Consider the following 21,282-nt stretch of genomic DNA (forward strand, 5'->3'; position numbering starts at 1 on the left):
ACGACTACTTCTGATGGAGGATGGCAAGAATGGTCCGGGTAAACGTCGGCGCATGCGCAGCGAACGGCCCGGGCAGTCGGTTATAGACCTTGTTGAGGCCGGACTGCATGACGACGCCGAGGCACATCGCCGTCGTCAGTGCCGGGTCCCCATGGGGAATTTCACCAGCTTTCATCATTGCCGCGATCAACGTCTCAAGGATGGTGACCGGATCATCGCTGCGCCGCTCATCATGGGGGAGAAACTTGTTCAGCGAGACAAGGTGGAACGAGAAGAGCAGCCAGTCATCATCTGCAATCGCGCAATAGGCCTCAACGGCGCGCGCAACCCGATCTTCTGGCGAGCCTGGCGCAGACAACGCCTCACGCAGCATTTCCCCGAGCCGGTTGTGAGTCGCCATGAAGAGGGAGAGCGCCAGCTCGTCCTTGCCCTTATAGTGCCGGTAAAGCGCGCCCTCAGACACACCCGCCGCATTCGCGATCTCACGGGTTGTCGCCGCATTGATCCCTTCATCGATAAACAGCTTCAGCGCCGCGCGTTCGATCTTTGGACGGGCATTGCGGGTCCGTGGCTTGTTTTGTGATGGATCAGGCATCGAAAGCAGGGCGCTCCAAGTAGTGAGTATTCGCTCACTAACATATGTGTCCTGTTTGGCAAGTCTCTGATGTGGTGAGCCCGACTGCGGCGTATGGGCCGTACTGCAATCGCGCATTGATTGGTCTTGTTTGCAATGTAAGCCCTCCACAGATATAGCGACGAGCCTGAAATCCGCGGAGAAAAAGAGATGAATTCAAGACTGGTCCTGGCTGGCCTGACAGCAGCAAGCCTCGCACCACTGGCCTCAGCACAGGAAGCTGGCGGCGCAACCGGCGGAATCATCGGTCAGCTCATCTTCTTCGTGCCGCTGATCCTCATCTTCTACTTCCTGCTCATTCGCCCGGCGAACCAGCGTCAGAAGAAGCACCGCCAGATGATCGAGGCCGTCGTACGCGGTGATACGGTCATCACGTCCGGTGGCCTTATCGGCAAGGTCGTCAAGGTCACCGAGCAAGAGCTCAGCGTCGAGCTCGCCGATGGCGTTCGCGTGCGCGTCGTGCGCTCAATGATTGCTGACGTTCGCAGCAAGAACGATCCGGCACCGGCCGCGAACGACACCAAAGCGTCCTGATCGCTCTGAGGGGAGTGGGCCATGCTGAATTTTCCGGCCTGGAAAGTAATCCTGATCCTGATCGTGCTCGTCTGGGGCGCGCTCATGGCAATTCCAAACGCATTTACGGATGGCTTCCTCGGCGTTGAGCCGCGCGAACCGCAATCCGATGCGCCGCAGGACATTGCAGCCTATGAAGCGCAAATGGATGCGGCCGAGGAATCATGGTGGCCCGGCTTTCTCCCAACCAACAAGGTCAATCTCGGTCTCGACCTTCAGGGCGGCGTCTACCTGCTGACACAGATCGATCCTGCAGAAGTCGCTGCAAACCGCCTCGAGACACTTCAGACCGATATCGTACAGGCCCTCAACCGCGATCCGCTGATCCAGCGGGACGTCCCAGAACAACAGGGCACCACGCTCCCCATCCAGCTTCGCAATCCGGAAGACATGGAAGAGGCGCTTCGTCGCCTACGCCGCATCAATCCAACCATTGGCGCAACGGGTAGCGACCGCGTCCTGTCCATCGAACGAGTAGGCCCTCAGCGCATAATGGTCAGCGTGAGCGAAGACGCGCAGCAGGCCCTCGCCGCTGATGCGCAGGGCACGATGATCACCATCATCCGCCGCCGTCTTGATCCAGATGGCGTCAGCGAGGTCTCCATCACGCCGCAGGGCGATACGCGTATCGTCATCGAGGCGCCAGGTGAAGCCGATCCGCGCCGCATCAAGAACATCCTCGGCCAGGCAGGCCGCCTGACCTTCAACATGGCGAATATGGACCAGTCAGCCGTCAACGCTGCGCAGGCCACACGTCCCCCGCCAGGCTTTGAGCTTCTCGTTGATGAGTTCGGTCGCCCGATGCTGGTCAATCGCACACCGGTGGTGACCGGTAGTGATATCGCGAGTGCTAGCCAAGGCAGGAACCCTGATGACAACTCGCCGGCCGTGGACTTCCGCCTGAATGGCACCGGCGCCGAACGCTTCGGTCAGACAACGGCAAACAATCGCGGCCAGATCTTCGCAATCGTTCTCGACGGCACGATCATGTCCGCGCCGCGCATCAATGAGCCAATCTGGGGCGGCAACGTACAGATCACGGGCCAGTTCACGCTCGACGAAGCCCAGGATCTTGCAGACATTATTGAAGCTGGTGAGCTTCCGGCAAAACTGAACTTTATTGAAGAGCGCACGGTCGGTCCGGGCCTCGGCGCTGACTCCATTGCGGCTGGTACGAATGCAAGCCTTATCGGCCTCGCGCTCGTCGGCGTCTTCATGATCATCGCGTATGGTCTGATCGGAAGCTTCGCTGTCGGCTCGCTGCTCGCGAATATCGTGCTGATCCTTGGCGCGCTGTCTGGCCTCGGCGCAACGCTGACCCTGCCGGGTATCGCAGGTATCGTCCTCACGATCGGTATGGCTGTGGACGCGAACGTCATCGTGTTTGAGCGGATCCGTGAAGAACAACGCAATGGCCGCTCTCCAACAACTGCCGTCATCGCGGGTTATGAGCGTGCGCTGTCGACGATTCTCGACGCCAACATCACGACCTTCATCGCCGCTGCGATCCTTTACCTGCTCGGCTCAGGCCCGGTGAAAGGTTTCGCTGTAACGCTGGCCATCGGTATCGTAACATCGGTGTTCACGGCCTTCGTCGTGACCCGCTGGTTTACCGCAATGTGGCTGCGCCTCGCGCGCCCTCGCAAGCTTTCGATTTAGGGGGCCGCTATGCTTCTCCAGTACTGGCCGAACAATACCAATGTCCGCTTCATGTCGTTCAGACTGCCGGCGCTGCTATTCTCGGCAATCCTGATCGCCGCATCCTTCGCCCTCATCTTCACCAAGGGCATGAATTTTGGCATCGACTTCGCTGGCGGCTCGGTCATCGAGATTGAACAGCCTGAGGGCGTTCAGGAAGAGGATGTCCGTGAGGTGATGGGCGGCCTCGGTCTTGGCGAGGTCGGCGTCAATGCCGCTCGTGGCACCGGTGTCGAAGCGATCGAAGTAATCGTCATCCGCTTTGCGACCCAGCCTGCAGAACCCGGCATGGACCAGGACACGGCCCAGCAGCAAGCCAATGACCGCGTGCGCGCAGCGCTCGCAGAAGCGTTTCCAGGGCTGAATGTACGAAGCAGTGCTGCTGTCGGCCCGAAAGTTTCTGGTGAGCTTCTCAGAAGCGGCCTGATGGCGCTTGCCGTCGCGCTGGCGCTGATGATGGCCTACATCTCCGTCCGCTTTCAATGGAAGTACGCGCTCGGCGCCGTTGCTGCGCTGTTCCACGATGTCATTATCACCATGGGCATGTTCTCGCTCACCCAGTTCGAGTTCAACCTGTCCACCATCGCAGCACTTCTGACGATTGTCGGTTACTCGATGAACGACACCGTCATCGTGTTTGACCGCGTCCGCGAAGAGGCCCGCAAGTACAAGAAGATGGAGCCGGACAAGGTTATCGATCTTGCCGTCAACCAGACGCTGTCGCGTACTTTGCTGACATCCGGCACCACACTTCTGGCGCTGTTCAGCATCTACCTTTTCGGTGGCACCGTGCTTAGCGGCATGAGTTTCGCGCTCATCTTCGGCGTGATCATCGGTACGTATTCGTCGGTGTTCGTCGCATCCTCAGTGTTGCTCCTGCTTGGCCTCGACCAGGGTGAGAAGCAGCGCCGCGAGGTTGAAGGCTTCCAGGGCGTCTGACGCTAGAAGGAAAACTGTTCGCGAAGGATACGCTCATCCAGGGCGTGCCCGGGATCGAATAGCATGGTGAGCGGCTTGCTGCGGTCTTCAGTGACAGAGACCTTCGCAATGTCGCGCACTTCCTGGTTGTCCGCTGCAGCAGAGACAGGACGCCGGTTTGGTTCGACGATCTCGAATTCCACACGCGCATCGTGACGCAGGAGAGCGCCGCGCCAGCGGCGTGGCCGGAACGCGCTGACCGGGGTCAACGCCAACAGATTAGCGCCGATTGGCAGGATAGGGCCGTGCGCCGAGAGGTTGTAGGCGGTTGAGCCTGCAGGCGTCGCGACCATGATGCCGTCACAGGTCAGCTCACTCATCCGCTCATTGCCATCGACTCGAATGCGCAGCTTCGCGCTCTGGGCCGTTTCGCGGAACAGCGAGACTTCATTGATCGCAAGGCGTTCGAAATGCTCACCATGCACATCAGTCGCAACCATGCGGAGCGGCACGAGCATGGCTTTCTCAGCCCGGTTCAGCCGATCAATCAGGTTCTCCTCGACATAATCGTTCATAAGGAAGCCGACCGTGCCGCGGTTCATGCCATAGACGGGCTTGCGATCATCAAAGCGCCGCCGCATCGCATTCAGCATCGACCCATCGCCGCCAAGCGCCACGATGACCTCAGCTTCCTCTTCGGAATACTGGCCATACTGACGGGTCAGGCGCTGCAGGGCTTCCTGCGCTTCCGGTCGCCGCGATGCGGTGAAAGAGATCTTGATGCTCATTTGCGTGGTGTCGCTGTGCTTGGAGCGAAGGTCAAGCTTGCGTGGGGGGATAGTGCAAAAGGGGGCAATTGCTGTATGTTCCCGGAAAGACTTGGAGGAAGATCATGCCGGACGATATGAAATCAATTGATGTGAAGAGCGCTGTTTCCGCAGAGGAATGGCAAGCGCGCGTGGATTGCGCGATGCTCTACCGCCTCACAGCCCTACACGGCTGGGACGATATGATCTTCACGCACATCTCGCACCGCGTCCCGGGTCCAGAGCACCACTTCCTGATCAATCCATACGGTATGCTCTTCGACGAAATCACCGCGAGCTCGCTGGTCAAGGTGGACCTTGAGGGCAATATTGTGATGGACACGCCATACTTCATCAATCCAGCAGGTTTCACCATCCACTCGGCGATCCACGCGAATCGCGAAGATGCGAACGTCGTCATGCACCTGCACACCGATCAGGGCGTTGCTGTTTCCTCGCAGAAGGAAGGCCTGCTTCCGATTTCGCAGACAGCGATGATCGTGCGCGCGGACGTTGCCTATCATGACTATGAGGGCGTGGCGCTCGACCTGGATGAGCGTGAGCGCCTTGTTGCTGACCTTGGCCCTCAGAAGCATTCCATGCTGCTGCGCAACCACGGCACGCTGACCTGCGGCGAGACCGCAGCCATGACCTTCACACGCATGTTCTTCCTCGAACGCGCCTGCTCCATGCAGGTGATGGCGCTGTCAGCAGGGCGCGATGGCGTGCTCGAATGCGATGATGATCTGCAAGGCAAAGTTGCCGGGCAGGGCGGCATGACAGGCCATAGCTCCGGCATGGGCTCTCTTACCGAAAAGCTCGTCTGGCCTGCGATGAAGCGCAAGCTCGACCGCCAGTCGCCGGGCTACGACACCTGACTTTCAGCTGCTGCGACAAAAGCGGTATAGCGGAAAACACCTATGGATACCGGCTTGTGGCTTTGCCATATAGCCGGGAACCCATTCACGAGCCCTAAATACGGGAAAGGTGAAAAGCCGATGAAACATCTCAAGGCGTTCGAAGATGCGCTGACTGATATTCGCGATGAGGGCCGCTACCGCGTCTTCGTCGACCTTCAGCGTCATCGCGGCAATTTCCCGAAAGCGACCGCCAAGTTCGAAGATGGCGAGCGCGAGATCACTGTCTGGTGCTCGAACGACTATCTCGGCATGGGCCAGGACGATGACGTCCTGAACTCCATGCATGAGGCAATCGACAGCTTTGGCGCCGGTTCCGGTGGTACCCGCAACATTTCGGGCACGACGCGCTACCACGTCGAGCTGGAGCGTGAGCTGGCAGACCTTCACGGCAAGACCGGCGCGCTCCTGTTCACGTCTGGCTACGTTGCCAATGACGCGACCCTGTCTACGCTCGGCAAGATCCTGCCAGGCCTCATCATTTATTCCGACGCGCTGAACCACGCGTCGATGATTGAAGGCATTCGCCGCTCAGGCGCTGACCGCCGCATCTTCCGCCACAATGACGTCGAACACCTTCGCGCCTTGATGGAAAATGACGATCCGTCGCGTCCAAAGCTTATCGCTTTTGAGAGCGTCTACTCGATGGACGGTGATGTTGGACCGCTGAAAGAACTCTGCGATCTCGCCGATGAATTCGATGCGCTCACCTATCTCGACGAAGTCCACGCTGTTGGCATGTACGGCGAGGAAGGCGCAGGCGTTGCCCAGCGCGAGCAGCTGATGGACCGGATCGACATTATCGAAGGCACGCTCGGCAAGGCTTACGGCGTCATGGGCGGGTATATCGCTGCGCACGACACTATCATCGATGCGATCCGCTCGATGGCTTCGGGCTTCATCTTCACCACCTCGACCTGTCCGGTCATGGCAGCTGGCGCACTTGCTAGTGTCCGCAAGCTTCGTACCGAAGACGGGCGCTCGCTTCGCGCCGACCATCAGGCAAAGGCGGCGCTCCTGAAAGAGAAGTTCCGCAATGCTGGTCTTCCGGTCATGGACAGCGTGACTCACATCGTCCCGCTACTGGTTGGCGACCCTGAAAAGTGCAAGGCGCTCTCCGACACGCTGCTCTTCGACTTTGGCATCTATGTCCAGCCCATCAACTATCCGACAGTGCCACGTGGTACGGAGCGTCTTCGTTTCACGCCGGGTCCTGTCCATGACGAGGTCATGATGGATGAGCTGGTTGCCGCCATCCTGGCTGTCTGGAAACAGCTAGGACTTGAGGAAGCTGCCTGATCAGAAGCCTGCTCTGAAGGTATTATGAGCACAACAAATGCCCGTCCGCCTCCTGAGGGAAGCTGGCGGGCATTGTCGCATTCGTCGCACACGCTCGCGTCTTGCTCCCGGACGCGAGCACTCTTAGAGAGATCAAAACGCAGAATGAGGATCTGACCATGCCCGATACGTCTTCTTCGGCAAGCTTTGACCGCACGCGCTTCTTTTCCGCCGGTGTGAACGACACCGACAAGGAATTGGCAGATGCAATCGCCAAGGAGCTTGATCGTCAGCAGCACGAGATCGAGCTGATCGCCTCTGAAAACATTGTCTCAAAGGCGGTTCTTGAGGCGCAAGGTTCGGTCCTTACGAACAAGTATGCAGAGGGCTATCCGGGCAAGCGCTACTATGGTGGCTGCCAGTTCGTCGACCTTGCTGAAAACCTCGCCATTGAACGGGCGAAAAAGCTGTTCAACTGCGAATACGCCAACGTCCAGCCTAATTCCGGCAGCCAGGCAAACCAGTCTGTCTTTCAGGCGCTGATCAAGCCGGGCGACACTATCCTTGGCATGAGCCTCGATGCTGGCGGCCACCTCACGCATGGCGCAAAACCGAACCAGTCGGGCAAATGGTTCAACGCCGTCCAGTATGGTGTGCGCGAAGACACCCATCTCATCGACTTTGACGAGGTCCGCGCGCTTGCGAAAGAGCACCAGCCAAAGCTTATCATCGCAGGTGGCTCTGCCTATCCGCGCCAGATCGACTTTGCGAAGTTCCGTGAGATCGCTGACGAGGTCGGTGCCTCGTTCATGGTGGACATGGCGCACTTCGCAGGCCTCGTCGCGGGCGGCGCGCACCCGAACCCGCTCGATCATTGTCACGTCGCAACGACGACGACCCACAAGACGCTTCGCGGCCCTCGCGGCGGCATGGTGGTTACCAATGACGAGACCATCGCCAAGAAAGTAAACTCGGCTGTCTTCCCGGGCATCCAGGGCGGCCCGCTCATGCACGTGATTGCTGCAAAGGCGGTTGCTTTCGGCGAAGCCCTCACCGACGACTTCCGTGCCTATGCCGCGCAGGTCGTGAAGAATGCGCGCGCCATGTCAGAGGCCGCAAAGGCTTCTGGTCTCGATCTCGTTTCCGGCGGCACCGACACGCATGTTGCCCTGATTGACCTTCGTCCGAAGAAAGTCACTGGCAAGGATGCTGAGGCCGCTTTGGGTCGCGCCTACATCACCTGCAACAAGAACGGCGTGCCGTTTGACCCTGAAAAGCCAGCGATCACCAGCGGTATCCGCGTCGGCTCGCCAGCAGGTACGACGCGCGGCTTTGGCGAGGCAGAGTTTAGTCAGATCGGCGAATGGATCGGTGAAATCGTCGATGCCGTCGCAAGCGGCGATCCGTCCTCAACCGAGGCGCGCATTGCCGAGGACGTAAAAGCGCTGACTGCCCGTTTCCCCATCTACGAAACGCTGGGGTAGGCCTGAGGTGAAGTGCCCGTTCTGCACCGCTGAAAACACTGCCGTGAAGGATTCGCGCCCGGCTGAGGATAACACCGCTGTCCGGCGCCGGCGGGCTTGCGAAGTCTGCGGCGGCCGGTTCACGACCTTTGAACGGGTGCAGCTGCGCGAGATCATCGTCGTCAAACGCGATGGCAAGCGCGCCTTGTTCGACCGTGAGAAAGTCGCAAAATCGGTGACGATCGCGCTCAGAAAGCGCGCTGTGGGCGATGAAGGCGTCGAACAGCTCGTTTCCGGCATCGTCCGCAAGCTGGAAAGCAGCGGCGAGACGGAAGTCACCTCCGAAGACATCGGCGAACTCGTCATGGACGCGCTGAAAACCGTCGATCCTGTCGGCTATGTCCGGTATGCGAGCGTCTACAAGGACTTTCGTGATCCAACGGATTTCGCGAAATTCATCGACTCCTCCGCGCTGGACGAACCCGGTTCAGACGAGTGAGCGGTAAGGTCTCCGTCACACTGAAGCTCGCAACCTCGCTAGATGGCCGCATTGCGCTGTCTAACGGTGTCAGCCAGTGGATCACCAACAGCAAGTCTCGCGCCCGTGTCCATGAGATGCGGGCGCGTCATGACGCCGTGCTGGTCGGTGTCGGCACGGTGCTGGCCGATGACCCGCTTCTGACGGCGCGAACAGTTCCAGCGCCAGCCATTCAGCCTGCTCGCATCGTCGCCGACAGCCACCTGCGCACACCGCCTCATTCCCGGCTGGTGGAGTCCGTAGGCCTCGGCCGCGTCATCCTCGCTCATGATGACCACGCAGACAGCAAGGCCTTTGCGAAGACCGGCGCCGAAACCTGGCCCGTAGGCACCTCAAACGGACGGCTAGACCTCAATCAGCTCCTTAGGCGTTGCGAAGCTGAAGGGCTACAGCGCATCTTCCTCGAAGGGGGCGGCACACTCGCGGCAAGTTTTCTGGCGGCGGGCCTTGTCGACGTGCTTGCCTGGTTCCGCGCGCCCATCCTCATCGGCGGCGATGGTGTCCCGGCAGTCGGCGCGCTGGGGCATGAACAGATGGACCAAACCACGCGGTGGGAGCTACAATCGCGCGAGTCGTTCGATGCAGACTGCCTCGAAATCTGGACACCCGCATCCTAGCACTGCAACGCGCGGGTCAAATTGACCCGAGGAAAGTGATTGGTACGCCTCAATCGCATGCCTATATGCCGGGTGAGGAAGAGGAATTACCATGTTTACTGGGCTCGTCACCGATATCGGCCGCGTCGACAGCGTCGAGGACACCAATGGTCTGCGGCGCATGCGTGTCGTGTCGCATTATCCTGTCGACAGCATCACAATGGGCGCTTCCATCATGCATGAAGGCGTTTGCCTGACCGTCGTCGATTTCGGCGAGGAAGGAGAGGGGAGCTGGTTTGAAGTCGAAGCAGTACCGGAGACACTGTCGCTGACGACGCTCGGCGCGCTGACGACGGGCTCCGGCGTCAATCTGGAGCTGTCTCTCAAACTGGGTGAAGAGCTCGGCGGTCACCTCGTTTACGGTCACGTCGATGGGCTCGGCGAAATCGTGTCGGTGAAACCCGAAGGCGACAGCTTCCGCGTCACGATACGCCCACCTTCAGAAATCGCGCGCTATTTCGCGACGAAAGGCTCCGTCACAGTCAGTGGCGTGTCCCTGACCGTCGCGAAGGCGCACGACAATGGCGACTTTGATGTCGCCATCATTCCTCACACTTGGGAAGTCACAACGCTCAGCGCATTACAGCCGGGCAGCAAAGTAAATCTTGAGGTCGACATGCTCGCGCGGTACGTCGCCCGGATGATCGGTGCCGACGCACCAGAGACCAAGGGCACAGCATGAGCGGCGATCTCCACCACGCTATTTCCTCCATCGATGAGATTATCGAGGACGCGCGCAATGGGCGCATGTTCATTCTCGTCGACGCTGAAGACCGCGAGAATGAAGGCGACCTCGTCATCCCGGCGAGCTTTGCGACCCCGGAAGCGGTAAACTTCATGGCGAAGTATGGCCGCGGTCTGATCTGCCTCTCCATGACGAAGGAGCGCGCCCGCACGCTCAATCTTGACATGATGGCGCGCGACAACCGCGAAAGCATGCAAACGGCCTTCACCGTATCCATCGAAGCCAAGGATGGCGTGACCACCGGTATTTCCGCTGCAGACCGCGCAAAGACGGTTGCGGTCGCCATTGACCCGACAAAGGACCATCACGACATCGTATCACCGGGCCACGTCTTTCCACTGATCGCGCGCGATGGCGGCACGCTGGTTCGCGCAGGCCATACCGAAGCAGCCGTCGATATTTCCCGCATGGCCGGTCTTTATCCGGCCGGCGTCATCTGCGAAATCATGAATGATGACGGGACAATGGCCCGTCTTCCTGAACTTGTTTCCTTTGCGCAGCTGCACGGCCTCAAGATCGGCACGATTGCAGACCTGATCGCCTGGCGCCGCAAGAATGACCGCTATCTGGAACGCCGCGTCGAAGCCCCTCTCGACAGCGAATATGGCGACGGCTTCAAGACGGTCGTCTTCCGCAACACGCTCGACAATTGCGAACACATCGCCGTCGTTCACGGCAAGATCACCCCGGACGAGACTGTACTGGTCCGCGTTCATCGCACGGACGTACTCTCTGACATTCTGGGTCAGAAGGGGCCACGTGCGAACCTCGTCGAGCGCGCGATGAAGATCATCGCGAATGCCGAAGAGCCGGGCGTCGTCATTTTCGTGAACACGATGCGTCCGAACTCAATTGCCTCGCGCCTTGGCCTGAAGACCTCCGAGGGCGACGATGGACATATGCCGCTGCGCGAATACGGCGTCGGCGCGCAGATCCTGCGTGAGCTTGGCGTACGCAAGATGATCTTCCTTTCAGACACCAAGCCGACACGCGTGGCAGGCCTTGAGGGCTATGGCATGCAGATCGAAGGCTGGCGAACCCTCAACGACGGAAACAGCTGATGGCCCACCGCATCCTGATCGCGACCTCGCGCTACTACGAACACATCTCCCTCGAGCTTGAAGCAGGCGTTGCCGAGGCGCTGGCAGACGAAGACGTGACGCTCGAAACTATCGAAGTGCCAGGTGCCTTCGAGGTCCCGGGCATCATCGCCATGGCTGCAGACAGCGGTCGCTATGATGGCTTCATCGCCCTTGGCTGCGTCATTCGCGGTGAGACGAGCCATTACGACTATGTCTGCGGCGAGAGCGCACGTGGGCTGATGACCCTCGCCGTCGAGCGCCGTCTTGCAATCGGCTATGGCATTCTCACCGTCGAGAACGAAGAGCAGGCCCTCGCGCGCGCTGATCGCAAGCGCAAGAACAAGGGCCGTGACGCAGCTATCGCCTGTCTCGAAATGCTGAAACTTCGCAAGAAGTTCGTCGGATGAGCAATACCCAGAAGCTCCCATTTGAAGTGATCCGTGCCCGCCGGGCAGGGGCGCGACTTGCTGCCGTGCAGGCTCTCTATCAGATGGAGCAGACGGGCCGGGGTGCCCGCGCAGTCATCCGCGAATTCATGGAAGACCGTCTTGGCTTTGGCCCGGACGAGGAACCGGTTGAAGAGGCCGACCCGGACCTGTTCAAGGCGGTACTGCGCGCGACGGTGGAGCATCAGGCGGAAATCGACAAGGCGATCCTGAAGCGCCTCAACAAGGGCTGGAAGCTTTCACGCCTCGATTCCACGACACGCGCGATCCTTCGCGCAGCCACAGCCGAATTCATTGCGCATCCTGAGCTTTCACGGCCTGTCATCATCGACGAATATGTCTCGCTCGCACATGACTTCTTTGAAAAGACAGAGGCGAATTTCGTGAACGCCGTACTCGACAATATCGGCAAGGATATCCGCCCCGGAGAATAGGGCCGCATGAGCGAGTTCGACTGGATTGACCGTTACCTGCGCCCTCTTGCGAAATCGCCGGGCGCTGACGGGCTAAGAAACGATGTCGGGGTCCTCCGTCCAGCCGGTTCACCGCTTATCGCGACGCTCGATACGCTCGTCGAAAGCATCCACTTCCTGAGCAGCGATCCGCTTGATACCGTCGGACAGAAGCTCCTGCGGGTGAACATCTCCGACATTCTCTGCAAGGGCGCTGTGCCGAGAGACGCCTTGCTTTCAATCGCAATGCCGGAAGCCTTCACTGAAGACCAATTCGCAGCCCTCTGCGAGGGGCTCAGCCGAGACCTCGACACCTGGAACATCGCCCTGATCGGCGGCGACACGGTGCGCACGACAGGCCCCCTCTCGCTCAGCCTGACACTCACTGGCACTTGCCTGACCGAAAGCGTTATCCAGCGAAGCGGAGCACGCGAAGGCGACACTCTCTATGTGACCGGCAAGATCGGCCGCGGCGGCCTGGGCCTCCGCGATGCCCAGAGCGGCATTGAGAGCGATCATGCCGCTCATTACCGCGTTCCAGACATCCCCCCTCTGAACATCGCAGATCTGATCGCCGCATTTGCGACTGCCTCAATCGATGTTTCCGATGGATTGATCTCCGATGCCGGGCACATCGCGCAGGAGAGCGAAGCCTCTATCCAGATCGACCTTGGACAAATCCCCTTCGCGGAGACCGTTCGCGATGCGGAACATGCTCTGGAGATGGCGACCTCAGGCGACGACTACCAGACGCTTTTCACCGCGCCAGCCTACGATCAGCATCGTCTTCATGCGACCGCGAAAACACTTGGCCTCGACGTCACCGCAATTGGCTCCGTATGCGCAGGTGAGTGCATCAAGCTAAGCCTGAACGGCGCTGATGTACCCGTGCCGGCCCGTACGGGTTACCGTCACTAGGCCCTCCGACGCCTCCATTCGGCCCATTCGAAGTTTCTTGCTAATCGTCCCGCGGTTTGGCAGTCCTGAATCCACACAACGAGTAGAGTTGATTCACTTTGAATACAGCTCCGCCACAAAAGGGAGGAAGGGCACTAATGACCCTATGGTACTGGATCGCACTGGCGGCGGGTTTCGCCGCTGTGCTGTATGGCTGGCTACAGTCGCGCTCGATTATGAGCGCCGATGCCGGCACTGAGAGAATGAAGGAAATTGCAGGCGCAATTCAGGAAGGGGCGAACGCCTATCTGAAGCGCCAGTACACCACAATCGGCATCGTCGGTGTTGGCGTCGTCGTCGTGCTCTTTATCGCTTTCAGGAACTGGGAAGTTCCCGTCGGCTTTATTATCGGCGCGGTTCTGTCCGGCGCCGCCGGCTTCATCGGCATGAAAGTGTCCGTTCAGGCAAATGTCAGAACAACGCAAGCCGCAAGCAAGAGCCTCGCAGGCGGCTTGAACATTGCGTTCAAGTCCGGCGCTGTGACTGGCCTGCTCGTGGTCGGCCTCGCGCTGCTCGGTGTGGTTGCCTATTACGGCCTCCTGACCGGTGTCGTGGGCTATGGCGAAAGCGACCGCGCCGTTGTCGATGGCCTGGTCGCTCTTGGTTTTGGCGCGTCGCTCATCTCGATCTTTGCCCGTCTTGGCGGCGGTATCTTCACCAAGGGGGCTGACGTTGGCGGCGACATGGTCGGTAAGGTCGAGGCTGGCATCCCCGAAGATGACCCTCGCAACGCTGCCACCATCGCAGACAATGTTGGCGACAATGTCGGTGACTGCGCCGGTATGGCGGCTGACCTTTTCGAGACATTCGCCGTGACCATCGTCGCGACCATGGTTCTCGGCGCGATCTACTTCAGCGGCCTTGGCTATCTCGGGTCCATCATGTTGCTGCCGCTCGCCATCTGTGCGGTCTGTATCGTGGCCTCGATTGCAGGCACCTGGTTCGTGAAGCTCGGTAAGGGCTCCACCAATATCATGGGCGCTCTCTATAAGGGCCTCATCGCGACTGGCGTATTCTCGCTCGTTGGTCTCGCCATTGCGGTCAATTATGGCCTGCCAAACGGCTTCGGTGAACTTGAAGGCGCTGGCGCAGCGCTTCGCCTTCTTAACAGTGACGGCGGTGAAGCGGCCACGGTCACCGGTCTCGACATCTTCTTCTGCGGTGTCGCGGGTCTCGTCGTGACAGCGCTGATCGTCGTCATCACGGAATACTATACCGGCACGGCTTACCGTCCGGTCCGCTCCGTGGCGAAGTCATCAGAGTCTGGGCACGGCACAAACGTGATCCAGGGTCTCGCTGTCTCGCTCGAATCGACCGCGCTTCCAGCGATCGTCATCATTGCGGGCATCATCCTGACCTTCAATCTGGCAGGCCTCTACGGCATCGCCATCGCTACGACGACGATGCTGGCGCTTGCAGGCATGATTGTCGCACTCGACGCTTTCGGCCCGGTGACGGACAATGCTGGCGGTATCGCTGAAATGTCCGACCTGCCGAGCGAAGTACGTGACACGACCGATGCGCTCGACGCCGTCGGCAACACGACCAAGGCTGTGACCAAGGGCTATGCCATCGGTTCTGCCGGTCTCGGCGCGCTCGTGCTCTTCGCGGCCTATTCGGAGGATCTCAGTTACTTTGCCACCAATGCGGCAGAGGGCAGCGTTCTTCTTGGGGCAACGGTCAACTTCTCCATCGCCAACCCGTACGTCGTGGTCGGCCTTCTGTTCGGTGGCCTCCTGCCATTCCTCTTCGGCGGCATGTCGATGATGGCTGTCGGCCGCGCCGCTCAGGCTGTCGTGGAAGAGGTTCGTCGCCAGTTCCGCGAAATGCCAGGCATCATGAAGGGTGAGGTCAAACCGGACTATAGCCGCGCCGTCGATATTCTGACGCGCGCAGCCATCAAGGAGATGATCGTTCCATCACTCCTGCCGGTGCTGTCACCAATCGTCCTGCTTCTGGTCATCTGGCCAATCGGCGGTATCTCCGCAGCGCTCGCCGCTGTCGGCGCCATGCTCCTCGGCGTCATCGTGACGGGTCTCTTCGTCGCGATCTCCATGACGTCCGGTGGCGGCGCTTGGGACAACGCCAAGAAGTACATCGAAGATGGCAATCATGGCGGCAAGGGCTCTGAGGCCCACAAGGCTGCCGTGACCGGCGACACTGTCGGTGACCCTTACAAGGACACTGCAGGCCCAGCCGTGAACCCGATGATCAAGATCACGAACATCGTGGCGCTGCTGATGCTGGCCGTTCTCGCCCACTAGGCCGAACGCCATACCCTAAAAAGAAAGCCCCGGTCCAAACTGGCCGGGGCTTTTTCATATCTGGATTGTAGAGGCGATGTGGAAACCGCCTCAAAATCTGAAGAGAGCCTAGTTGCGGCGACCGGTCGGGTTGCCTGGGGTCGCTTCGTTGGTTGGCGGCAGCACAGAACGGCCGACATTGCCGAAGATCTGCTCCCAGAGGCCAAGCTCGCGGCCACGGGTTGGCGTTTCGCGCGACGCATAGTTCAGCACGCGGCCATCATTCTGATCGTATTCGAGCACTTCCTCGACCACGTCCTCGTCGCTGAAACGGATAGCGGTGACGGTACGCGTGGAGATGTCAGGACGATAGAACGCGAAACGCTCCTGGATCGTCGTGATATACATCCATGTATTGTCGTCAAAGATGCTGCGGGTCGATGGTGACCCAAGCTGGGCCAGAACGCTCGACCGCGTATCGATGCCCGGCGTGATCTGGTTGGGCGCAACCTCGTCGGGCGCGTAACCATGATATTCCTGCATGGGCGAAATGCAGCCAGCCGTCAGACAGGCCAGTGCCAGGCTAGCGAGAATGGTCCGATGTGCCATGAACAATTCCTTTCACTCCCAAATCGCTTACATGGCGGCAGAGGCGATTGGCAAGTTATAGAGCGCAGATATGGAATGGCTCCGCAAAATTCTTCCCGGCAATTCAAGACGAACGGAGAAAGAGGCCGTATCGAGCCTGTATAAATCCATTCTTGGCCGGGCCCGGAATCCGGGCGTTTTCGGTGATCTGGGCTTTGCCGACACGATGGACGGGCGCACCGGCGCACTCGCCATATATGCCGGGCTCGTAACCACGCGCCTCTCAGGCATTTCAGCTGAGGGCAGGGCGGTCTCATCGCGGCTTACCGACCGGATATTCGATGACATCGATGCCGGCCTTCGCGAGACAGGCGTTGGCGACGCCTCGATTGCCCGGAAGGTCAGGACCATTGGTGAGCGTTTTGTTGGCTTGGGAATCGCGGTGAACGAGGCCTTTCTGACTTCAGACCCGAAGACCACTATCCAGGACATCCTCAAAAGAAACGACCTCACGGGCGGTACCGGCACAGAAAACGCCGCGAGCGATATCGTTGAAGCGAGACGAATTCTAGACGCCCAGCCTGATGAGGCGCTGCTGTCAGGCCATCTTGACTGGTAGTCCTTATGAAGACATCGCCAGTTGCGTTCAGTGAGTTGCACTGATCTAGCCGCGTGCGTACTGTCCCGCCAATTCAAGATTGGACCCGTTTTCTCCAATGAGCGACCTCACTCTCTCAATCGACGCCATGGGCGGCGATGCGGCACCGGAAGTTGTGCTGGATGGAATCAAGCTGTTCAGCGCCAGGTCGAAGGACATCCGCTTTCTTCTCCACGGCCGCCATAGCGAGATCGAGCCCGGCATTGCCTCGCGTGGTCTGGAAGGCATCTGCGAGATTTGCGACCAGCCTGAAGTCGTCAGCATGAACGCCAAGCCATCCTCGGCCCTGCGCAAGGCCAAGGGGACGAGCATGTGGAGCACGGTTGAGGCCGTGAAAGACGGGCGCGCTGCCGCGGGCGTCTCGGCGGGCAATACGGGCGCGCTGATGGCGATGTCGATGCTTGCCCTTCGCAAGATGGAAGGTGTCCACCGCCCCGCCATGACGGCTATCTGGCCAACGCTTAAAGGGCGGACCGTCGTGCTCGATGTTGGCGCCAACCTGGATGCAGACGCAGAGCAATTGGTGGAGTTCGCCGTGATGGGCGAATCCTATGCGCGCGCCGTGTTTGGTATCGAGAAACCAGCGGTTGGCCTGCTCAATATCGGCTCCGAAGAAGAGAAGGGCCGCGACGCGATCAAGCTCGCCAGCGAAATTCTGCGGACCCGGGACCTCGGAATTGATTTCAAAGGTTTCGTTGAAGGCAATGATATCTCCATGGGTGTCGTCGACGTCGTGGTAACCGACGGCTTTACCGGCAACGTCGCCCTGAAGACCGCTGAGGGCACGGCACGGCTTGTCTCTACTTATGTGCGTCAGGCCCTCACATCGAGCCCGCTCTCAAAGGCAGGCGCTCTGCTTGCCCGGCGCGGTCTCATGGATCTGCGCACCAAGATGAACCCATCCAGCGTCAATGGCGGCGTGTTGCTCGGTCTCAATGGCGTCGTGGTCAAAAGCCATGGCGGCACCGATGCCGAGGGCTTTGCAACAGCCGTTGGGCTTGCGGCGAATCTCGCACGCAGCAATTACATGCAGGAAGTCGCGACGGGGCTGACCCGTGTGGGGCGCCAGGACATTGCAGCAGAATCGGTCAGTAAATGAGTATGCAGCGTAGCTTTATTCGCGGGTCGGGCGCCTATCTTCCCGAGCGCATTCTCACCAATAGCGACCTCTCCAAAATGGTCGATACGTCCGACGAATGGATTCGTGAGCGGACAGGTATCGAAGAACGCCACATTGCCGCTGACGGTGAACTCACCTCAGACCTTGCGACCGGCGCAGCCAGGCAGGCGCTTGCCAATGCCGGCATAGACGCAAGCGAGGTCGACCTCATCGTGCTGGCAACCACGACGCCAGACCAGACTTTCCCGGCCACGGCGACGACCGTTCAGGACAAGCTCGGGATAAAGCAGGGCGCAGCCTTTGACGTTCAGGCCGTCTGCTCAGGCTTTCTTTTCGCGCTTGCGACCGCTGACTCCATGCTGCGTCAGAACCTGTTCTCGACGGCGCTTGTCATCGGCGCAGAGACGTTCACGCGCATTCTGGACTGGTCTGACCGGTCTACCTGCGTCCTTTTTGGCGATGGGGCAGGGGCTGTTGTCCTGCAAACCGGAACTGGCGCGAAAGATGAGGGCGTGATTGCCCACCATGTACGCACGGACGGATCCAAGAAAGAGCTTCTCTATGTCGATGGCGGTGTCTCTTCGACCGGCACCATTGGCCATGTTCGCATGCAGGGGAACCAGGTGTTCCGTCATGCCATCGCTAACATCTCCAGCGCGGTAGAGGCGGTCCTCAGCGACACGGGCTATACGATTGACGACATTGACTGGTTTGTGCCTCACCAGGCCAACCAGCGAATTCTCAACGGTGTCGCCAAGAAGCTTGGCCTCGACGAGGAAAAGGTCATATCTACTGTGGCGAAGCACGGGAACACGTCCGCCGCTTCCATCCCGCTCGCCCTTCACACGGCGATTTCGGATGGTCGCATCAAAAAAGGCGATCTTGTGCTAAGTGAGGCTATGGGCGGCGGCTTTTCCTGGGGCGCTTCCCTCTTCCGGCTGTAATCTTTTCGTTAAGAAATCAGCCATATCTGTTAACCAGAGGAGCTGAGTTCGTGAGCAACAAGACCGTTACCCGAGTAGAGATTTCCGACGCCATTGTGCGTGAGGTGGGTCTCACCCGTCAGGAATCAGGCGATATTCTCGACCGAGTGCTCGATCTTATCGGCAAGAGCCTCGAGCATGAGAATGAAGTAAAGCTGTCGCGGTTCGGTAACTTTGTGGTTCGCAAGAAAGCAGCCCGCGCCGGACGCAACCCGAAGACCGGTGTTGAAGCCAAGATTTCGGCGCGCCGCGTGGTGACTTTCAAACCTTCTCCGCTTCTCAAGACTGCCGTGGAAACAGACGACGACTAAGAGGGGAAATTCATGGGAAATGCCGCAAAGCGGGTCAAGAAATCCGCAGCTGCCTATCGTTCGATTGGTGAAGCCGCTGAAGAGCTCGATCTTCAGCCTCACGTGCTCCGCTACTGGGAAGGCAAGTTTACGCGGCATCTGAAACCCATGAAGCGGCCCGATGGTCGCCGGATGTACCGGCCAGACGATCTACGCGCCCTCCAGGCAATCAAGCTTCTGGTTCACGAGAAGGGGTTCACCCTCAAAGGAGCAGGACAGCTGCTCAACGAACAGGGCCTCGATGCCGTTCTCGATGGCGCGGCCATTCTCGGTTCGAAAGTGAACGCCCAGCAGCCTGATCAGACTTCAACCGCCGAAGGCCCAGCGCGAAAGCTGCAGGATTCGGTGCGTGCGGCTTTCTCATATGAGGACACACCTCAACAGACCGGCCTCAAGGGCGCCGAACGCCTCGAAACCATGCTGAGTGACCTCATGGACATCAAGGCACGTCTTGACGCTGCACGCCTTAGAAAAGCGGCCTGAGAGAGCTGCAGCAACAGTGATTGCATTACATAAGCGCCGCGATTAAGCAGGCGCCTAGTCGGAGCGTAGCGCAGCCCGGTAGCGCACTTGTCTGGGGGACAAGGGGTCGTGGGTTCGAATCCCGCCGCTCCGACCATCCTATTCGCGGTCGAGCTGAGCCCTATAGAGCGTTGTCTTTACGGCTTTCTCCCAGCCTGTGACGAGCACTTTGCGTTCAGCAGCGTCCATTGAAGGCCTGAAGACCGTCTCGCTCTGCCAGAGCGCCTCCAGCGCCTCCACGCTATCGAATACGCCTGACTGCAGCCCGGAGAGGAAGGCCGCGCCGCGGGCTGTACTTTCGATCATGTCTGGGCGGTCAATTGTCGTCGCCGTGACGTCTGCCAGAAACCGCAGGAACCAGCTATTGGCCACCATGCCGCCATCGACACGGATACGGCCAGTGTCGAATCCGTCCGCATTCAGGGCCGTCAGCAGGTCAAGCGTCTGATAGGCAACCGATTCAAGGGCTGCGCGGGCAATGTCAGCCTTGTCGGTGCCCCGCGTCAGACCGAACATCGCCCCGCGGGCATCTGCGTCCCAGTGCGGTGCCCCGAGCCCGGTGAATGCCGGCACAAAATAGACGCCCTCATTTCCCCCGGCCTGCTGGGCTAGAAGCTCGGTCTCGCTCGCGCTCTTGATGATCTGCAGGCTGTCGCGAAGCCACTGGGAGACGGCGCCCGCAATGAAGATAGACCCCTCAACCGCAAATTGCGGAGCGGCCCCAGTACGACACGCCACCGTCGACAGGAGACGGTTCGTCGAGGTCAGGCACTCCTCACCGCTATTGGCAAGCAGGAAGCAGCCTGTGCCATATGTGCTCTTCACCATGCCTGGATGAAAGCAGGCCTGACCAAATGCGGCCGCTTGCTGGTCGCCTGCGACGCCGGTGACGGGCAGGGCGCGGCCAAACCATTCCGGCACTGTTTCGCAAAAGGCAGCAGCGCTTGTCTTCACCTCGGGAAGCACAGACCGCGGCACCTTCAGAAGCTTGAGCAGCTCATCATCCCAACATCCTTCACGGATATTGTAGAGCAGGGTCCGGCTCGCATTCGTTTCATCTGTGACGTGCGTCTTGCCGCCACTCAGCTGGAACATCAGGAAGCTGTCGACCGTACCGAAGGCGAGTTTACCAGCCTCGGCCAGGCTTGCCGCTTCGGGGACATTTTCGAGAATCCAGCGCAGCTTTGTGCCAGAAAAGTAGGGGTCGATGGTCAGGCCACTGCGCGAATTGACCATATCTTCGTGGCCGCCCGCCTTCAGTGCGTCGCACATTGATGCGGTTCGCCGGTCTTGCCACACGATCGCGCGATGCACCGCCTTGCCAGTTTCCCGGTTCCAGACAAGGACTGTCTCTCGTTGATTGGCGATGCCGATAGATACGACTTTGCCGCCCGTTTCTGCCTCGCCGGCCTTCATGGCGCGGCGCGCAGTTTCCAGCGTCGTTGTCCAGATATCTTCGGGCTCGTGCTCGACCCAGCCCGGCTTGGGGAAGTGTTGTGTAAACTCCTCTTGGGCAACCGCGACGACGTCACCTTTTGCGTCAAACACCATAGCCCGGCTGGACGTTGTTCCCTGGTCGAGCGTCATGATGAGCGCATCTGATGGCATCGGGTTTCCTCCTGTTTCCCCGGAACAGTCTCACCCAATCGGTCAAA

At 59.6% G+C, this 21,282-nt stretch carries 23 protein-coding genes and 1 tRNA gene; 20 read left to right on the top strand and 4 right to left on the bottom strand.

Annotated elements, in window-relative coordinates:
- Positions 1 to 4: 4 nt before the first annotated feature.
- A complete protein-coding gene (locus tag D1222_RS11445) occupies positions 5 to 595 on the bottom strand; it encodes a TetR/AcrR family transcriptional regulator (RefSeq protein ID WP_119454390.1) in 591 nt (196 codons plus the stop codon).
- Between the two features lie 189 nt (positions 596 to 784).
- Between D1222_RS11445 and yajC the strand changes: the two genes are divergently transcribed.
- From yajC to secF, 3 genes are read left to right on the top strand one after another with little or no spacing between them, the layout of a single operon-like run.
- Positions 785 to 1,168 (top strand): preprotein translocase subunit YajC, encoded by a 384-nt coding sequence (gene yajC / locus D1222_RS11450; RefSeq protein ID WP_119454391.1) that lies wholly within the window; start codon positions 785 to 787, stop codon positions 1,166 to 1,168.
- Positions 1,169 to 1,189: 21 nt separating this feature from the next.
- Positions 1,190 to 2,866 (top strand): protein translocase subunit SecD, encoded by a 1,677-nt coding sequence (gene secD, locus D1222_RS11455; protein ID WP_119454392.1) that lies wholly within the window; start codon positions 1,190 to 1,192, stop codon positions 2,864 to 2,866.
- A gap of 9 nt (positions 2,867 to 2,875) precedes the next feature.
- Positions 2,876 to 3,844, top strand: coding sequence for a protein translocase subunit SecF (gene secF, locus D1222_RS11460; protein WP_119454393.1), 969 nt, complete (start codon positions 2,876 to 2,878; stop codon positions 3,842 to 3,844).
- A gap of 2 nt (positions 3,845 to 3,846) precedes the next feature.
- On the opposite strand, the gene D1222_RS11465 is transcribed toward secF, so the two are convergent.
- Entirely contained in the window at positions 3,847 to 4,611 is a 765-nt protein-coding gene (locus D1222_RS11465) for an NAD kinase (RefSeq protein ID WP_119454394.1), read from the bottom strand.
- A gap of 104 nt (positions 4,612 to 4,715) precedes the next feature.
- Between D1222_RS11465 and D1222_RS11470 the strand changes: the two genes are divergently transcribed.
- From D1222_RS11470 to D1222_RS11520, 11 genes are all read left to right on the top strand, one after another.
- Positions 4,716 to 5,507 carry a class II aldolase/adducin family protein gene (locus tag D1222_RS11470; protein WP_119454395.1) on the top strand — a complete coding sequence of 264 codons (792 nt, stop codon included), beginning with the start codon at positions 4,716 to 4,718 and terminating at the stop codon, positions 5,505 to 5,507.
- Positions 5,508 to 5,627: 120 nt separating this feature from the next.
- The gene (gene hemA / locus D1222_RS11475) at positions 5,628 to 6,845 is read left to right on the top strand and encodes a 5-aminolevulinate synthase (protein WP_119454396.1); all 1,218 of its coding nucleotides are present in this window, start codon (positions 5,628 to 5,630) and stop codon (positions 6,843 to 6,845) included.
- Between the two features lie 158 nt (positions 6,846 to 7,003).
- Positions 7,004 to 8,308, top strand: a complete 1,305-nt coding sequence (gene glyA, locus D1222_RS11480) for a serine hydroxymethyltransferase (RefSeq protein ID WP_119454397.1) — start codon at positions 7,004 to 7,006, stop codon at positions 8,306 to 8,308.
- 7 nt (positions 8,309 to 8,315) lie between these two features.
- Positions 8,316 to 8,786: a transcriptional regulator NrdR gene (gene nrdR, locus D1222_RS11485; RefSeq protein ID WP_119454398.1), complete on the top strand. Its 471-nt coding sequence runs from the start codon at positions 8,316 to 8,318 to the stop codon at positions 8,784 to 8,786.
- Positions 8,783 to 9,442: a RibD family protein gene (locus D1222_RS11490; RefSeq protein ID WP_119454399.1), complete on the top strand. Its 660-nt coding sequence runs from the start codon at positions 8,783 to 8,785 to the stop codon at positions 9,440 to 9,442. The genes nrdR and D1222_RS11490 overlap by 4 nt, the downstream gene beginning before the upstream one ends.
- A gap of 91 nt (positions 9,443 to 9,533) precedes the next feature.
- Positions 9,534 to 10,163 carry a riboflavin synthase gene (locus tag D1222_RS11495; RefSeq protein WP_119454400.1) on the top strand — a complete coding sequence of 210 codons (630 nt, stop codon included), beginning with the start codon at positions 9,534 to 9,536 and terminating at the stop codon, positions 10,161 to 10,163.
- Complete coding sequence (ribB, locus tag D1222_RS11500) at positions 10,160 to 11,287, top strand: 3,4-dihydroxy-2-butanone-4-phosphate synthase (RefSeq protein ID WP_119454401.1); 1,128 nt, start codon at positions 10,160 to 10,162, stop codon at positions 11,285 to 11,287. Before D1222_RS11495 ends, ribB begins: the two co-directional genes overlap by 4 nt.
- Positions 11,287 to 11,715, top strand: coding sequence for a 6,7-dimethyl-8-ribityllumazine synthase (ribH, locus tag D1222_RS11505; RefSeq protein ID WP_119454402.1), 429 nt, complete (start codon positions 11,287 to 11,289; stop codon positions 11,713 to 11,715). Before ribB ends, ribH begins: the two co-directional genes overlap by 1 nt.
- A complete protein-coding gene (gene nusB / locus D1222_RS11510) occupies positions 11,712 to 12,188 on the top strand; it encodes a transcription antitermination factor NusB (RefSeq protein ID WP_119454403.1) in 477 nt (158 codons plus the stop codon). Before ribH ends, nusB begins: the two co-directional genes overlap by 4 nt.
- 6 nt (positions 12,189 to 12,194) lie before the next feature.
- Positions 12,195 to 13,124, top strand: a complete 930-nt coding sequence (gene thiL / locus D1222_RS11515; RefSeq protein ID WP_119454404.1) for a thiamine-phosphate kinase — start codon at positions 12,195 to 12,197, stop codon at positions 13,122 to 13,124.
- Between the two features lie 137 nt (positions 13,125 to 13,261).
- Positions 13,262 to 15,427 (top strand): sodium-translocating pyrophosphatase, encoded by a 2,166-nt coding sequence (locus tag D1222_RS11520; RefSeq protein WP_119454405.1) that lies wholly within the window; start codon positions 13,262 to 13,264, stop codon positions 15,425 to 15,427.
- 108 nt (positions 15,428 to 15,535) lie between these two features.
- On the opposite strand, the gene D1222_RS11525 is transcribed toward D1222_RS11520, so the two are convergent.
- A complete protein-coding gene (locus D1222_RS11525) occupies positions 15,536 to 16,015 on the bottom strand; it encodes an outer membrane protein assembly factor BamE (protein WP_119454406.1) in 480 nt (159 codons plus the stop codon).
- A gap of 70 nt (positions 16,016 to 16,085) precedes the next feature.
- Between D1222_RS11525 and D1222_RS11530 the strand changes: the two genes are divergently transcribed.
- The 6 genes from D1222_RS11530 to D1222_RS11555 all read left to right on the top strand — a co-directional run bounded on the left by D1222_RS11530 (position 16,086) and on the right by D1222_RS11555 (position 19,724).
- Positions 16,086 to 16,613, top strand: coding sequence for a ubiquinol-cytochrome C chaperone family protein (locus D1222_RS11530; protein WP_119454407.1), 528 nt, complete (start codon positions 16,086 to 16,088; stop codon positions 16,611 to 16,613).
- Positions 16,614 to 16,710: 97 nt separating this feature from the next.
- The gene (plsX, locus tag D1222_RS11535) at positions 16,711 to 17,751 is read left to right on the top strand and encodes a phosphate acyltransferase PlsX (RefSeq protein WP_119454408.1); all 1,041 of its coding nucleotides are present in this window, start codon (positions 16,711 to 16,713) and stop codon (positions 17,749 to 17,751) included.
- Positions 17,748 to 18,716, top strand: a complete 969-nt coding sequence (locus D1222_RS11540; RefSeq protein ID WP_119454409.1) for a beta-ketoacyl-ACP synthase III — start codon at positions 17,748 to 17,750, stop codon at positions 18,714 to 18,716. The genes plsX and D1222_RS11540 overlap by 4 nt, the downstream gene beginning before the upstream one ends.
- A gap of 50 nt (positions 18,717 to 18,766) precedes the next feature.
- The gene (locus D1222_RS11545) at positions 18,767 to 19,066 is read left to right on the top strand and encodes an integration host factor subunit alpha (RefSeq protein ID WP_119454410.1); all 300 of its coding nucleotides are present in this window, start codon (positions 18,767 to 18,769) and stop codon (positions 19,064 to 19,066) included.
- Positions 19,067 to 19,078: 12 nt separating this feature from the next.
- Positions 19,079 to 19,588, top strand: a complete 510-nt coding sequence (locus D1222_RS11550; protein WP_119454411.1) for a MerR family transcriptional regulator — start codon at positions 19,079 to 19,081, stop codon at positions 19,586 to 19,588.
- Between the two features lie 59 nt (positions 19,589 to 19,647).
- A tRNA-Pro gene (locus D1222_RS11555) sits at positions 19,648 to 19,724 on the top strand.
- Positions 19,725 to 19,726: 2 nt separating this feature from the next.
- On the opposite strand, the gene glpK is transcribed toward D1222_RS11555, so the two are convergent.
- Positions 19,727 to 21,235, bottom strand: coding sequence for a glycerol kinase GlpK (glpK, locus tag D1222_RS11560; RefSeq protein ID WP_119454412.1), 1,509 nt, complete (start codon positions 21,233 to 21,235; stop codon positions 19,727 to 19,729).
- Positions 21,236 to 21,282 lie beyond the last annotated feature (47 nt).

This window comes from Henriciella algicola (assembly GCF_003576245.1).
Classification (GTDB): domain Bacteria; phylum Pseudomonadota; class Alphaproteobacteria; order Caulobacterales; family Hyphomonadaceae; genus Henriciella; species Henriciella algicola.